A 13,681-nucleotide genomic window follows, 5' to 3' on the forward strand; every position below is an offset into this window, starting at 1 on the left:
CAACCGGCAGGCGGGACCCGGTGGTTGAGCGGAAGCGGGGTCAGAGCGAGGGGGCGGTCTCTTGCGTCAGGCCGCGGCGCTTGCGGCGCCACGCGTACAGGGCCAGCGCCACCAGCGTCATCGCGTACGGAATCGTTGACACGAGCTGTGGCGGAACGTCCAGCGTGCCGAGCTGTACGGCCAGGGCCTCCGCCGCGCCGAAGCCGAGGGCGGCGAGGAAGACGCCCCAGGGCCGCAGTCCGCCGAGGAACACGGCGGCGAGGGCGATGAAACCGCGGCCCGCCGTCATGTCGCGTACGAAGAAGGACACGTACCCCATGCTCAGGAAGACCCCGGCGAGTCCGGCGAGCGCGCCGCTGAGGGCGAGTCCCGCGTACTGGACATGCCGGACCGGAATCCCGACCGACGCCGCCGCGTCCGGCATCTCGCCCACCGCCCGCAGATGGAAGCCGAAGCGCGTGCGGTAGAAGAGCCAGGCGACGAACGGAGCGGCGAGGAACGCCAGCCAGGTGACCATGTTCTGACCGCTCAGCACCTCGCCCACCACCGGGATGCTCTCGATGCCGGGCAGCGTCACCGTCGGCAGGCTGCCGCTCTTCAGGCCGGACGTGCCGCCCTTGTCGTCGAGGAGGGAGTAGACGGCGTACGCGGTGCCGCCGGAGGCGAGCAGGTTGAGGCCGATGCCCGCGATGATCGCGTCGGCGCCCAGCTCCAGGCGCAGCGCGGCGAGCAGCAGACCGAGGAGCACGGCCACTGCGACCCCGCACAGCGCGCCGACCGCCACCGAGCCGCTGTACCCGGCGACCAGCGCCCCGGTGCAGGCGGCGGAGAGCATCTGCCCCTCCAGGGCGATGTTGCTGATCCCGGCGCGCTCCGCGACCAGTCCGCCGAACGCGGCGAGCAGGTACGGGGTGGCGACCCGCAGCACCGCCGCGAGGAAGGCGCTGCTGAAGACGACGTCGATCATGGAGTTCACCGGACACCCGCCTGCCTGCGCGCGATACGGCGCTTGAGCAGGTCCGGCAGGGCTTGGGCGGTCACCAGCAGCACGATGACCGCCTGGATGACCACCACGATCTCGGTACCGACGTCCGTCTGCTGTTCCATGATGTCTCCCCCGGCGCGGAGGTAGGAGTAGAAGAGTCCTGCGACCACGACGACCAGCGGGTTGTTGCGCGCCAGCAGGGCGACCACGATCCCTTCGAAGGCGAGGCTTCCGGCCAGGCCCGGTTCGAGCCGCCCGTACACGCCCTGCACGAGGTGCGCCCCGGCGAGGCCCGCGACGGCGCCGCCGATGACGAAGCTCCACTCGATGGCGCGGGGCACACGGATGCCGCCGTACTCGGCGAAGTCGGGGTTGGAGCCGGTCATCCGGATGCGGTAGCCGAGCGGGGTGCGGGTGATGAGCAGCCACAGCGCCATGGCGGTGAGCAGCATCAGGAAGAGGCCGATGTTGGCGCGGCCCAGCGGGATGCCGAACCAGTTGCTCAGCGGTGTGAGGGCGGAGTCCTGCTGGATGGACCTGGAGTGCACCGCGCTGCTGCCGGGCTCCTTCAGCGGGCCGTTGACCAGATAGTCGTAGACGCGTACGACGATGGCGTTGAGCATCAGCGTGGCCACGATCTCGTTGGCGCCGAGGCGTGCCTTCATCGCTCCCGGTACGAAGCCCATCCCGGCGCCCGCCGTGGCCGCGGCGAACAGGGGGACGAGCACGGCGGCGACCGGCGGCAGCGGCAGGAAGACCGCGACCGCCGCCGCGGCGAGCGCGCCCGCGTAGACCTGGCTCTCGGCGCCCAGGCTGATCTGCCGGGCGCGGAAGGGGATGGCCACCGACAGTCCGAGCAGGGTGAGCGTGGTGGCGTCCTCCAGCCAGCGGCCGACGCGGAAGGAGCGGTCCAACGGGCCGGTGAGCATGGCCTCGTACGCCTTCACCGGGTCGTTGCCGGTGACGAGCATGACGAGGAAACCGATGGCGAGGGCGGCCAGGATGGTGGCCAGCGTCATGCTGAGGTCGACGGCCAGGTCGCGGCGCCGGGTGACCCGGTACTCGCGGCGGTCCTCGCTCTCGATCAGCGTCATGGGCGTGGTGGTCATATGGCGGACGCCTCCCCGGAGCCGGCTTGCCCGGAGCCGGCCTGCCCGACGTCGGCCGGCTCGACGTCGGCCGGCTCGACGTCGTCCAGCCCGGCCGTCAGCTGCTCCTGGTCGTGGTGCTCGACGCCGAGCATGTAGAGACCGACCCGCTTCTCGGTGAGGCCGGCGGTGTCGTCGAACCGGCCGACCAGGCGGCCGTCCTTGAGGACCAGCAACCGGTCGGAGAGGGCGAGCAGTTCGGTCAGGTCGGCGGAGATCAGCAGCACGGCGGCGCCCGCGTCGCGCGCGGCGACCAGCCGCTCGTACATGAACCGCATCGCACCGACATCCACCCCGCGGGTGACCTGTGAGGCGATCAACAGCCTTGGCCCGGCGGAGAGCTCGCGGGCGACGATCACCTTCTGCATGTTGCCGCCGGACAGCGCGCGCACCGGGACGGACGGATCGGGGGTGCGGATCGCGTACTCCTCGATCAGCCGCTCGGCGTGCGTACGCACCGCTCCTGGGTGCAGGACTCCTCGGCGGGAGAGGGGCGGGCGGTCGTGGCGGTCGACGACGAGGTTGTCGGCGATCGACTCGTCGAGAGCGGCGCCGTTGTACAGCCGGTCCTCCGGTACGTAGGCGATGCCCGCCCTGCGGTGACCCGCCACGTCGAGCCCGGCCGTGTCGGTGCCGCCGACGCCGACCGTGCCCGTGGTGGGGCGGCGCAGTCCGGCCAGGACCTCGGCGAGCTCGCTCTGCCCGTGGCCCTCGATCCCGGCCACGCCGACGATCTCCCCGGCGGCGACGTCGAAGCCGAGTCCGTGCAGGGACTGGCCGGTCGGGGCCTCGTACGCCAAGTCCCTTACGCGCAGGGTGACTTCAGCGGGGCGGGCGGGCGCACGGTCCACGTCGAGCGACAGGTCCCGTCCGACCATCATCGCGGCCAGCGAGCGTTCGGTGGCGTCGGCGGTGGCGACCGTCCCGACCAGGGAGCCGGCCCGCATCACGCTGACCTTGTCACTGATCTCCCGTACCTCGCGCAGCTTGTGCGAGATGAACAGCACCGTCATGCCGCCGTCGCGCAGCCGGCGCACGGCGGCGAACAGGTCTTCGGTCTCCTGGGGGGTCAGGACGGCGGTCGGCTCGTCGAGGATGAGGACGCGTGCCCGGCGGTGCAGGGCCTTGAGGATCTCCGTGCGCTGACGCATCCCGACCGACACTTCGTCCACCCGGGCCTTCGGATCGACGGCGAGTCCGGACTCCTCCGCGAGCAGGGCGGTCGTCTCGACGGCCGCCCTGGGGTCGACCAGACCGCGACGCCCCGGCTCGACGCCGAGGACGACGTTCTGGGCGACGGTGAAGGACGGCACCAGCATGAGGTTCTGGTGGACCATGCCCACGCCCAGGGCGATCGCCGAGCCCGGGCCGCGCAGCACCCGCGGCCGGCCGCCGATCAGGATCTCGCCGGAGCTGGGTTGTTCGAGGCCGTAGAACATCTTCATCAGCGTGGACTTGCCGGCTCCGTTCTCGCCGACGACCGCGCGGATCTCGCCCGACGGGACCTCCAGGTCCACACCGCGTACGGCGCGCACGCCGTTGCCGTAGGTCTTGGTGACCGCGCGGGCGGCGACGGCCGGTCCGGCCTCAGCCCATGATTCGTTCATCTCGCGAGCCGCTTTTCGGCTAGAAGGCGCTGGGGACCGTGACGGAGCCGGACTTGACCTTGTCGGCGGCTTCCTGGAGTTCGGTACGGGTCTTCTCCGGCACCAACTCCTTGAAGTGGTCGTCGTCCACGTAGCCCACGGCGTCGTCTGCGAGACCGACGGTGTCGACGGCGCCGTACTTCAGGGAGTCCTTCCGGTCGTCCTGCGCTGCCTTGTAGAGGGCGTTGCCGACGTTCTTGAGTATGGAGGTGACGACGGTGTCCTTCTGGGCCTGATCGGTGAGGGTCTGGTACTGGTCCGAGTCCACGCCGAACGTGTACCGCTCGGCGCTGACGGCCGACTCGAAGGTGCCGAGCCCGGAGAGCCCGGCGACCGGCCACACCAGTGCGGCGCCCTGGCCGTACATCGCGGTGGAGATCTCCTTGCCCTTGGCCGGGTCGCCGAACGGCTTGTCGCCGCCCACGTACTGAACGAGCACGTCGGAGTTCCTTCCGCCCGCTTCCTTGAATCCCGCCTTGAAACCGACGACGAAGTCCTCGATGACCGGGATCTTCACGCCGGGCATGACGCCGACCTTCTTCTGGGATTCGGCACCCTTGAGGGATTTCTCGGCGACGAGCTTCTCGGCGAGGAATCCGGCGAGATAACCGCCCTCGTTCTGCTTGAACGTCACGGAGTAGACGTTCTCGCACTTGTTGGAACAGGTACCGTTCTTGCCGGTGTAGTCGACCGGGGCGTCGAAGAGCCAGAACTTCTTGTCCGGGAATTGCGGGGCGAGTTCACCGATGTAGTCGGTGACCTCGAAGGTGCCGGCCGCCAGGATGTCGTAGTCGTCGGCCGAGGCGGCGTCCTCGAAACCGGGCTCCCACTTCGTGCGGTCGGAGCCCAGCTCCACCACCTTGAGCTCGTAGCCGAGGTCCTTCTCGGCCTTCTTCAGCCCCTCGTAGGCGGAGTCGAAGAACGACTTGTCTCCCAGCCCGCCATTGATCACCAGTTTGATGCGCGGTTTTCCGGACGCCGCGGCTCCGGAGTCCTCGTCCCCGCCCGATCCTCCGCACGCGGTCAGTGCGATGGCCCCCGCCGCCACGAGGGCGGCGCTTCTTCCGATTCGCATCATCGATCTCCCGATCAGTGAGTCGCCGATCATTGCTGCTTGCCTTTGCTGCTTGCCTTGGTATGCGCTGCGTTGACAGTAGGAATTGCAAAACGTTTTGGCTATGCCGCCGGGTTGCGATCTCATTTCCTCCCGGAGAAATTCAGACATCGCCGAGCAGAGCCGCCGCGGCGATGCGCACGGCCCGGTCGAAGCAGGTCTCGCGCTCCTCGGCGGAGAGGGCCTCTCCCGTGCGGACGTGGTCGGAGGCGGTCAGCACGGCGAGCGCCTCGCCGCCCTCGGTGGCGGCCACGGCGTACAGTCCCGCCGCCTCCATCTCCGTGGCGAGCGTGCCCCTGTGCTCCAGCGCGTCGATGAGGGCGGGCCGGTCGAGGTAGAAGTGGTCGCTGGTGAACACCGGGCCGATGTGCACCGCACCCCTGCCCTGGTGTCCCGCACCGCCGTCCTGGTGCCCCGCCGCGTCCGCGGCCAGGCGCAGCAACCCGTAGGAGGGCGTGAGCGAGAGGGTCACGCCGTCCACGAGGACGCGGCTGATGCTGGAGTCGGTGTGCGCGGCCGAGGCGATCACCACGTCCCGCACGGACACCGTCAGCGGGATCGCCCCGGCCGTGCCGACCCGTACGATCCTGCGCACGCCGTAGTGCCGGAACAGCTCCGTCGCGTAGATCGACACGGACGGGATGCCCATGCCGGAGGCGAGGACCGACATTGGTTCGCCCCGGTGGGTGCCGGTGTAGCCGAGGACGCCCCGGACGTCGGTGACCAGCCGGGCGTCCGCCAGGAACGTCTCGGCGATGCGCCGGGCCCGGCGTGGGTCTCCGGGCATGAGGACGAGCGGGGCGAACTCGCCCGGCGCGGCGGCGATGTGGGGTGTGCCGGTCATGGGGACGCGGTGCTCCCCGGCCGTCACAGGTCCGCTCCCGCGAGCCAGCGCACCAGTCGGTCCCACAGCTCGGCGTATCCGTCCCAGGCCAGGAACGGCGGCGGTGCCCAGTGCGGGGCCACGTCGGAGGTGAAGGCAGCGGTCCTGCCGGCGCCGTGACCGCCGACGACGAGCAGCGGGTGCCCGGCGCACTCGGCCAGCAGCGTCGCCCCGTGTCGCGGCCAGACCTCGTTGAGGCCGAGCAGCGCGGGCCAGGACCGCTCCAGCCCCCGTACGATCCCGTGGTCGGCGACCACCTTGGGCACGGCACCGGACGGGAGCTCCACCCGGTCGTCCCGGTCGGCCATCGACACCGGCAGGGCCACGGCGAGCGGCGACTGCCCCCATCGGGCACGGGCGTCGATGCCGCTGAAGCTCAGGTAGCCGCCCACCATCAGCACTCCGCCGCCGCTCTCGACGAACCCGCGCACCAGCTCCGACCGGTCCGGGGCGGGAACGGAGCGGCTGAAGGTCTCGGGCGGGAGCTGGAAGCTGTTGGCGCCCACATCGCTGATGACCACGACGTCGTACGCGCCGAAGCCCTTGGCGGAGTCCGGCACCCGGCGGGAGATCTCGTGCGCGGGGACGTACGTCACCTCGTGGCCGCGTGAGCGCAGCGCGTCGAGAAAGACGCCTCCGCCCTCGGTGTACTCCGCGGTGTGGAAGGCGTCGAAGCCCTTCTGATGGACCGTGTACGTGAACCAGGACTCGCCGACGACGAGGACTCTGGGCATGGCGAACCGCCTTTCGGACAGGGCAGGTTGGGGCCGCGGGGACGGGGACACAGCCGGTCGGCACGGCGTCCTTCGTACGCGCGGCGGAGAGCGGAGGGAAGGGGTGGGGGCGGGTCAGCGGTCGGCCGGTGCCGTGCTGCCGCGCACCTTGAGTTCGACGGGCAGGGTGTGCCGGGACGCGGGCGGGACCTCGCCCCGCGAGACGTACTGGAGCAGTTGCGCGGTGGCGGTGCGGCCCACGTCGTACGCGGGCTGGTGGACGGTGGTCAGGGGCGGGTGGGCCAGCGAGGCCGCGCGGATGTCGTCGAAGCCGACCACGGAGATGTCCTCCGGCACCGACAGGCCCGCCTCCCGCAGGGCGGTGAGGGCGCCGAACGCCATGAGGTCGTTGGCCGCGAACACGGCCGTGCAGTCGAGGCCGCCCTTCTCGAGGAGTTTGGCGACGAGGCGGTATCCGGAGGCCTCCTTGAAGTCGCCGACGCGTTCGACGACTTCGCCCTGGAAGGCCCGGACAAAACCGTTCGCCCGCGCGGTGCCGCTCATCAGGGCGCGGGGACCGGTCAGCATCAGCGCCCGGCGGTGGCCGAGCGCCCGCAGGTGCTCGCCGACCAGCCGCCCGCCCGCCTCGTGGTCGGCGGTGGCGATGAGCGCGCCCTCCAGGCCCTCGACCTCCTCGTCGGCGAGCGCGATGGGGAACTTGCCCATCAGCGCCTCCAGTCTTCGCCGTGACGGCGGCGACCCCGAGGCGTACACCATGCCGTCGATGAACCGGCTGCGGATCATGCCGAGGTAGCGGTCCTCGCGGTCGGCGTCGAACTCGGTGTTGCACAGGATCAGCCCGTAGCCCAGATCGTGGGCGGCGTCCTCGGCGCCCTTGGCGAGCTCGGCGAAGAAGGTGTTGCTGATGTCGGGGATCAGCAGACCGATCACCGAGGTGGAGCCGGCCTGCAGGCTGCGGGCGAGCGATGCCGGGACGTAGCCGAGGCGGTTGACGACACCGCGCACCCGCGCGGCGGTCTCCTCGCTGACCGGCCGGTTGCCGCTGAGGACATGGGAGACGGTGGTGGGGCTGACGCCCGCGGCGGCGGCCACGTCCTTGATGGAGGCGGGCCTGCGGACGGGCGACTGGCGGTCGGCGGTGTACGGCTCAGGGGTCATAGTGCTGCACCGCCCTTCCGTGGGAGGTGTCGAGGATCCGCGCCACCCGGGCATCGGCCTCGTCCAGCAGCGTGGGCTCGTCCACGGTCAGCAGCCGTCCGTCGCACATCAGGACCCGGCCGTCCACGACGACCGTCCGTACGTCGCCGGCGCGAGCGCTGTAGACGAGTGCGGCGCGCGGGTCGTGCAGCGGACGGCAGTGCGCGCCGGACAGATCGGTGAGGACGATGTCGGCCCGCATGCCCGGCTCCAGCGCACCGATCCGGTCCTGGAGGCCGAGTGCGCGCGCCCCGCCGCGCAGGGCCAGCCGCAGGGTGTCGGAGACGGTCATCCAGGTGGCGTCCCGCACGGCCTGCTTCTGGGTGAGGGCGACGAGCCGGAGCGCCTCCCACACGTCGAGGGTGTTGTGCCCGGCAGCGCCGTCCGTGCCGACCGCCACGGTGACGCCCGCGGCGAGCAGGTCGCGGACGGGAGTCAGTGGGGACAGCGCGTGCTTGAGGTACACCTTCGGGCAGTAGGCCACGGCGGTCGTGTCCGCGTGCCCGGCGAGCAGCGGAAGGTCGTCCTCGACGATTCCGCAGCCGTGCGCGATCAGTGCGCCCGCGTCCAGCACCCCGGTCTCGTGCAGCACCCGGATCGGGGTGATGCCGCGCCGCTCCAGGCTGGACCGCGTCTGCTCCAGGTGCTCGGCGGCGTGGATGTGCATCCGCACCCCGAGCCTGCGGGCGTGCCCGGCCAGGGTCCGCAGATCGGTGTCGTCGACGGTGTACGGGGCGTGCGGGCCGAGTGAGACGCTCACCCGGCCCTCGGCACCGCCGTGCCACTCCTCCGCGAACCGCACGGTGGACTCCAGGGCCTCCTGGCCCCGGCTACTGAAGTACGTGGGCGCGATGTCGGCGCGCAGGCCGGTCTCGGCGACCGCCTCGGCGATCTGCTCGGGGAAGAAGTAGTGGTCGGCGAAGGTCGTGACACCGGAGCGGATCATCTCGGCGCAGGCCAGCCGGGCGCCGGTCCGTACGTCGGTGGGGGTGAGGTTGCTCTCCATCGGCCAGACGCGGTCGTTGAACCATCCTTCGACCGTCACGTCCTCGGCCGCGCCGCGCATGAGCACCATCGGACTGTGCGTGTGTGCGTTGATCAGGCCCGGAACGGCGAGCAAGCCGCGCCCGTCGATCACGTCCGGCCGGTCATGCGCCACGGTCCCGGTCGGCCGTACGCCCTGGGTCGGCCGTACGCCCTGGGTCGGCCGTAGGTCCTGGATGACGCCGTCCGCCACCACGATGTCCCGCGCCCGCAGGATCTCGCACTCGCCCTCCGGCGGAACGCGCAGCACATCGCAGCCGGTCACCAGGAGGCGGCCCGCCGACGCGGGCGCTCTGTCGCTCATGGCGCACAAGCTAGATATCCAAAACGTTTTGCACAACAGTTCCGCCGTGGGGCCCCTGAAGCGGCCCCACGGGGCGGGTCAGGTCCCCAGTGGAGCCGCGAACGCCGACTGCGGGGCCGTGCCCGGTGCCGCGGTCGGCAGGGGCAGGAGCGCGTCCAGGGTGCTGCCCGCCAGCAGGAGGTCCTGGAGACGCCGCAGTGCGGCGATGACCGTGTCCTGCTTGATGTCGACGTCCCGCGTGGTGAGCGGGGAGCCGGCCGGTACGTCGCGGAGCACGCGTGCGCCCGCGGCCAGGCCCAGGGGGACCATGCCTTCGGCGGCCGCCGTCGCGGCGTGGTCCGTCACGCCGTACACCGTGCTGCCGCCGATGCCGTCGAGGAGTTCACCGGCGCGCAGATCGCGCTTGGCGCAGGCGACGACCTCCGCGGTCCAGGTCGTCGGGGCGAGGCTCGGCCGCCTGGTCAGGACGGCTTCGGCGATGGTCAGTGGCGCTTCGACGCTGGCGAGGTGGTACGGCCGGTAAAAGGTGTAGTAGGGGCCGGAGCCCATGCTCAGGTAGTCCATCTCCGCCACCACGACCGGGTCGTCGCACTTCGCCACGACGAACACTCCGGGTGCCACCGGGCCGGTGCAGTAGTCGACGACCCCGGCGGCGTCGAGGATGCCGCCGTCGGCCTTCGGCCGGAACACCTCGGCGAGTTCGGGCACCGTCGTCCTGGGACCGTTGAAGCCGCGGCGGCTCACCCGCAACCCGGTGGCGTTGGCGAGGGCGGCCATCTCGATCATGGTCTTCGAGCCGTCGACGAAGCTCGTCAGCATCTTCGGGTTCATGTTCTTGGCCGCGGCCTGCGCGGCAAGGCCGTCCGGTGTGGCAGTCGGGTCGAGCGGGTTGTTCTTGCCCTTGCCGGCGCAGGTGACCGTGAGGCCGAGATCGAGTGCGTAGTCCACCAGCCGCTTGCACTCGACCGGTTCGTCGCCGCGGCAGACGGTGTAGACGCGGCCCATTCTGCGGGCCAGTGCGGAGAGGAGGAGGCCGACCGTCACATCGGTCTCCACGTTGAGCAGGGCGATGTCCTTGCCGCTCAGCAGACCGTTCAGAGCCACGGCCGCACCGACCTCGGGGACCCCGCTGGCCTCGACGATGATGTCGAGGTCGAGCCTGACCAGGAGTCCGGCGTCTTCGAGGGCCACCGGCCGGCCTTCGGCGAGGGCGGCATTGAGCTTGTCGACGTCCGGGGTGGACACCACGTTCTCGCGTCCGGTGCGTCGGAACGCGGCGTCCGCCCGACCCGGGGCGATGTCGGCGATCGCCGCCACCTCCATGCCGGGGATGCGGTTGGTCTGAGCGACAAGGCCGATGCCCATCTGCCCCGCACCGACGAGTCCGACCCTGATGGGCCGTCCCAACTGCCGCTGCCTCTCGATGATCTGCGGGAGATATGCCATGGCTGTGTGTGCTCCTCAAGAGATGTGGGGTGTGCGCGACGGGCCGGGCGGCCGAGCGTGCACAGGCGGTGCCCTGTGTGGCCTGGGTGCCCTACGCACCCGGCCGGGCCCGCTGGACGAAACCGAAGAGGCCCTGCGGTCGCAGGCCGGACGGGACAGGCTCCGCGGTGCCCCCCGACCGCATCCGGCGGTAGCGGTCGCGGGCGTCCTCGAGTGCGCGGGCCGTGGCGGTGGAGGTGGCGCGGGACGGTGCGGTGCGCAGGTCTCCGGCCAGCCGTGGCCGCTCGCGGAACCGGGCGAGGACCGAGGCCCCCTCCATGACCAGGGCCCGTTCGACCGTCTCGTCGGACGTACGCACGAGCAGCAGCACCACGGCTCCGCGCAGTCCGCCGGTGGCGCGGCCGGAGACGAGGACGACACCGGTGCGGTGCTCGTCGCCCGCCACCCGGTTGACCGTCCGCATGTAGTAGCGGTGCTGCGCGATGCTGGTCAGCGTCGTCAGGACGAAGGCGCCGAGCAGCAACAGTGCCAGGGGAAGGAATTCCATGTCGTTCCTCTTCTCAACGGCTCCGGTGATCCTGGGAATTGTCAGGGCCAGGTGAGCGGCGGGAGCGGACCGCACGGGCGGCGGCCGCGTTGCGAATGCGTTCCGGGTTCCGGCCGCGCAGCCGGACGGCCCCGCAGTCCGGGCACATCGAGGCCGTCACTTCCGTGGTCACCTCGGTGGTCCCGAGGCGGTACGCGAAACGGGGGGAGCCGAGAAGGGGCAGCGCCATCGACCCTTCGACCAGTGTTCCGCCGCAGTCACCGCAGATGTCCTGGCGCTGGTCTCCGTGTTCCTGGCTGTGCATCGGTTCTGTCCCTCCACGGCTCCGCCGTCGTGTGTCGTCGTCAGGCTCGTACGAGCTTGAGCTCGGCTCCCGGTTCCGGGACGTCGAGCGGACCTTTCGCGTGCAGGGCCCCGGGCAGCAGCCCGGCGGCGGGATCGGGATCGGTGTAGACGACCAGGTGACCGAGCTGGAGCAGGTTCTCGTGGGCCCGCTCGCCCACGGCGGTCAGGGTCATCCGGGTTTTGCCGAGCCAGAGTTCGTCACCCGGCCGCATCTCCAGCACGGGATCGTCGGCGGGCCGATGGACGACGCTCAGGCTCTCCAGATCACCGGGCAACGGCTCGCCGAAGAGGATGAGGACTCCGCCGCGGATGAGTTCCTCGGCCTCGTCACCGATACGCAGGACCGTGCTCTGGTAGTAGGGCTCGTTCATCAGTACATCCCGAAGCTTGCGAGCCAGGCGAGGATCACCGCGAGCGGCGAGGTGATCAGGCGGCTGAGCAGCACCGCCGGGGTGCCCACCGCCACCGTTTCGGGTTTCGCCTCGCCGAGGGCGAGGCCGACGGGGATGAAGTCGCAGCCGACCTGGCCGTTGATGGCGAACAGGGTGGGCAGGGCGTACTCGACGGGGATCGTTCCCGCCGCGATCTGAGTTCCCATCAGTACGCCGATGATCTGGGCGATCGCCGCTCCCGGCCCGAGGATCGGGGACAGGAAGGGCAGGGCCACCACGGCGCCCAGGGCGATCAGACCGAAGGGATTGCTGGCCAGCGGCTTGAGGCCCTCACCCATCTTCTCCGCGACGCCGGTGTAGATGACGAAGCCCAGCAGCAGGCTGACGTACGCCATGAAGGGCAGGATCGTGCTGATCGTGAGAGTGATGGCCTGACGGCCGGACGACAGCAGGGTGTTCACCGCGTAGCCGATGCCGGAGCTGAATTTGATGAAGGCGTCGGACACCTTGGCGAACCGCCCGCCGCTCTCCTCCGGTGGCGCGGGCCGGGACGGCGAAGCCTTGACGTCCGCGTCGAGGGCAGCCGAATCGGCGGCGGTTGCCGTGCCGGCGGAGGGTGTCGTGCCGGCTTCGCCTTCGCCGTCCTCCTGCGCCAGTACGTCGTCCGGGGACACGGCGGAGACGAAGATGTCCTCGGTGATGAACTGTGCGAGCGGCCCGCCCGGAGCGCCCGGATAGACGTCGATCGTCGGGATGCGCTTGCGCGGGTACACACCGATCCGGGCGGTCCCTCCGCAGTTGATGACGGCGCAGACGACCTCCTCGTCCGGGACGGTGGTGCGGAAACCGTCGACGGCCTCGCCGCCGATCAGCTCGGCGATCCGTGCGGCGACCGGATGGATGCCTCCTCCCGTGACGGAGAGGACCTTGGTGCGCGTATCGGTGCGGCGCAGGGTGAGTCCCTCGCCCCAGCCGCCGGATCCTCTGCGGACGAAGACGGACGGGTACGTGCGCGGGTCGTGATCGATGGTCGTCATCGCGCTCCTCCTCCCGTCCCCGCGAAGGCGCTGCCGCCGCTGCCGGTGGTGAACTCCTCGTCGAAGGTGCGGAAGATCTCGGTGCGCCCGGTCCGCTTGATCAGGATCTGTGTGATCCGCTCGGTGACCACTCCTCTGATGAAGATGACCACGACGCCGATGACGAGGTAGTACAGCGCCAGCGGCACGGTGGACAGGCCCAGCTTCTGCACACCACTGGCGATGCCCAGCCAGACGAACAGCTCACCGGCGTTGGCGTAGGGGAAGAACGTGGTCACGGGGTGGACGAAGGAGACGGCGGAGTCGTAGAAGGCCGGCTTGTACCGCTCGGGCAGGAACCTGCCGAACGAGTAGCACATCGGGTTGGTGAGCATCAGCACCGCGAGGACGGGCATCACGCTGTAGCGGGTGATCCACCAGCGCGAGGACCACTGGACAGCCCTGGTCACCCGCTTCTCGCCGATGAACGCGACGAGCGCGTACATGAAGGTGAGCAGCACGATCAGGGTGGGGAGAATCCCTGTGACCAGCCCGGTGAACTGCTTGCCGGCCTCGTTGAACAGGCCTATGAAGTGGGAGCCGATCCAGACCGCGGCGCGAACAACGGGATTCTTCTCGTCTTCCGGCGTCGATGCGGCCAGGGTGACTGCAGCGAGGGCGATCATCTCGGTCCTCCTCTCTCTTTCTGAGCGGGTTGGGAGGCTTGAATGGGCCCAGGGCTCGTGCTGGAGCCTCGTTGGGGGGCAGCCCGTGCGGCGGTGAGGAGCGCGGACGAAAAGGGGACAGTGAGACTGGTGTGGCAGAAGGGACACCAAAGGGGTCCGAAAGCGGCGTTACGTTTGCACGCCTGTTCAAGGCT

14 protein-coding genes are annotated in these 13,681 nt (G+C 70.4%); all 14 read right to left on the minus strand.

Annotated features, from left to right (window positions below; all coding sequences use genetic code 11):
• Positions 1–40: 40 nt before the first annotated feature.
• Entirely contained in the window at positions 41–967 is a 927-nt protein-coding gene (locus FE633_RS04995; RefSeq protein WP_246113416.1) for an ABC transporter permease, read from the minus strand.
• A 5-nt stretch (positions 968–972) separates the two neighbouring features.
• Complete coding sequence (locus FE633_RS05000) at positions 973–2,094, minus strand: ABC transporter permease (RefSeq protein WP_138043830.1); 1,122 nt, start codon at positions 2,092–2,094, stop codon at positions 973–975.
• Complete coding sequence (locus FE633_RS05005; RefSeq protein ID WP_138043831.1) at positions 2,091–3,740, minus strand: ABC transporter ATP-binding protein; 1,650 nt, start codon at positions 3,738–3,740, stop codon at positions 2,091–2,093. The genes FE633_RS05000 and FE633_RS05005 overlap by 4 nt, the downstream gene beginning before the upstream one ends.
• A 19-nt stretch (positions 3,741–3,759) precedes the next feature.
• Positions 3,760–4,854 (minus strand): BMP family lipoprotein, encoded by a 1,095-nt coding sequence (locus FE633_RS05010; protein WP_246113417.1) that lies wholly within the window; start codon positions 4,852–4,854, stop codon positions 3,760–3,762.
• Positions 4,855–4,996: 142 nt separating this feature from the next.
• Positions 4,997–5,737, minus strand: a complete 741-nt coding sequence (gene deoD, locus FE633_RS05015) for a purine-nucleoside phosphorylase (protein ID WP_138043833.1) — start codon at positions 5,735–5,737, stop codon at positions 4,997–4,999.
• Between the two features lie 23 nt (positions 5,738–5,760).
• Entirely contained in the window at positions 5,761–6,510 is a 750-nt protein-coding gene (locus FE633_RS05020) for a glutamine amidotransferase (protein ID WP_138043834.1), read from the minus strand.
• Positions 6,511–6,624: 114 nt separating this feature from the next.
• Complete coding sequence (locus FE633_RS05025; protein ID WP_138043835.1) at positions 6,625–7,668, minus strand: LacI family DNA-binding transcriptional regulator; 1,044 nt, start codon at positions 7,666–7,668, stop codon at positions 6,625–6,627.
• Positions 7,658–9,055, minus strand: a complete 1,398-nt coding sequence (locus tag FE633_RS05030; RefSeq protein WP_138043836.1) for an amidohydrolase — start codon at positions 9,053–9,055, stop codon at positions 7,658–7,660. Before FE633_RS05030 ends, FE633_RS05025 begins: the two co-directional genes overlap by 11 nt.
• Before the next feature lie 78 nt (positions 9,056–9,133).
• On the minus strand, positions 9,134–10,501 hold the full coding sequence (locus FE633_RS05035) for an NAD(P)H-dependent oxidoreductase (RefSeq protein ID WP_138043837.1): 1,368 nt from the start codon (positions 10,499–10,501) through the stop codon (positions 9,134–9,136).
• A gap of 91 nt (positions 10,502–10,592) precedes the next feature.
• Positions 10,593–11,048 carry a transcriptional regulator GutM gene (locus FE633_RS05040; RefSeq protein WP_138043838.1) on the minus strand — a complete coding sequence of 152 codons (456 nt, stop codon included), beginning with the start codon at positions 11,046–11,048 and terminating at the stop codon, positions 10,593–10,595.
• A 13-nt stretch (positions 11,049–11,061) separates the two neighbouring features.
• Positions 11,062–11,352, minus strand: a complete 291-nt coding sequence (locus tag FE633_RS05045; protein ID WP_138043839.1) for a hypothetical protein — start codon at positions 11,350–11,352, stop codon at positions 11,062–11,064.
• A 40-nt stretch (positions 11,353–11,392) separates the two neighbouring features.
• A complete protein-coding gene (locus FE633_RS05050) occupies positions 11,393–11,764 on the minus strand; it encodes a PTS glucitol/sorbitol transporter subunit IIA (RefSeq protein ID WP_138043840.1) in 372 nt (123 codons plus the stop codon).
• A complete protein-coding gene (gene srlE, locus FE633_RS05055) occupies positions 11,764–12,822 on the minus strand; it encodes a PTS glucitol/sorbitol transporter subunit IIB (RefSeq protein WP_138043841.1) in 1,059 nt (352 codons plus the stop codon). Before srlE ends, FE633_RS05050 begins: the two co-directional genes overlap by 1 nt.
• Positions 12,819–13,487, minus strand: coding sequence for a PTS glucitol/sorbitol transporter subunit IIC (srlA, locus tag FE633_RS05060; protein WP_138043842.1), 669 nt, complete (start codon positions 13,485–13,487; stop codon positions 12,819–12,821). The genes srlE and srlA overlap by 4 nt, the downstream gene beginning before the upstream one ends.
• Between the last annotated feature and the right edge of the window lie 194 nt (positions 13,488–13,681).

It is taken from the genome of Streptomyces montanus, from assembly GCF_005786655.1.
GTDB classification, from domain to species: Bacteria; Actinomycetota; Actinomycetes; order Streptomycetales; family Streptomycetaceae; genus Streptomyces; species Streptomyces sporangiiformans.

Excerpts from the sequence above, each read along its gene's own strand:
- srlE (WP_138043841.1), bottom strand. The coding sequence starts at position 12,822 with ATGACGACCATCGATCACGACCCGCGCACGTACCCGTCCGTCTTCGTC.
- FE633_RS05005 (WP_138043831.1), bottom strand. The coding sequence starts at position 3,740 with ATGAACGAATCATGGGCTGAGGCCGGACCGGCCGTCGCCGCCCGCGCG.
- FE633_RS05010 (WP_246113417.1), bottom strand. The coding sequence starts at position 4,854 with ATGCGAATCGGAAGAAGCGCCGCCCTCGTGGCGGCGGGGGCCATCGCA.
- FE633_RS05040 (WP_138043838.1), bottom strand. The coding sequence starts at position 11,048 with ATGGAATTCCTTCCCCTGGCACTGTTGCTGCTCGGCGCCTTCGTCCTG.
- FE633_RS05030 (WP_138043836.1), bottom strand. The coding sequence starts at position 9,055 with ATGAGCGACAGAGCGCCCGCGTCGGCGGGCCGCCTCCTGGTGACCGGC.
- srlA (WP_138043842.1), bottom strand. The coding sequence starts at position 13,487 with ATGATCGCCCTCGCTGCAGTCACCCTGGCCGCATCGACGCCGGAAGAC.
- FE633_RS05050 (WP_138043840.1), bottom strand. The coding sequence starts at position 11,764 with ATGAACGAGCCCTACTACCAGAGCACGGTCCTGCGTATCGGTGACGAG.
- FE633_RS05025 (WP_138043835.1), bottom strand. The coding sequence starts at position 7,668 with ATGACCCCTGAGCCGTACACCGCCGACCGCCAGTCGCCCGTCCGCAGG.
- FE633_RS05035 (WP_138043837.1), bottom strand. The coding sequence starts at position 10,501 with ATGGCATATCTCCCGCAGATCATCGAGAGGCAGCGGCAGTTGGGACGG.
- FE633_RS05000 (WP_138043830.1), bottom strand. The coding sequence starts at position 2,094 with ATGACCACCACGCCCATGACGCTGATCGAGAGCGAGGACCGCCGCGAG.
- FE633_RS04995 (WP_246113416.1), bottom strand. The coding sequence starts at position 967 with ATGATCGACGTCGTCTTCAGCAGCGCCTTCCTCGCGGCGGTGCTGCGG.
- FE633_RS05045 (WP_138043839.1), bottom strand. The coding sequence starts at position 11,352 with ATGCACAGCCAGGAACACGGAGACCAGCGCCAGGACATCTGCGGTGAC.
- FE633_RS05020 (WP_138043834.1), bottom strand. The coding sequence starts at position 6,510 with ATGCCCAGAGTCCTCGTCGTCGGCGAGTCCTGGTTCACGTACACGGTC.
- deoD (WP_138043833.1), bottom strand. The coding sequence starts at position 5,737 with ATGACCGGCACACCCCACATCGCCGCCGCGCCGGGCGAGTTCGCCCCG.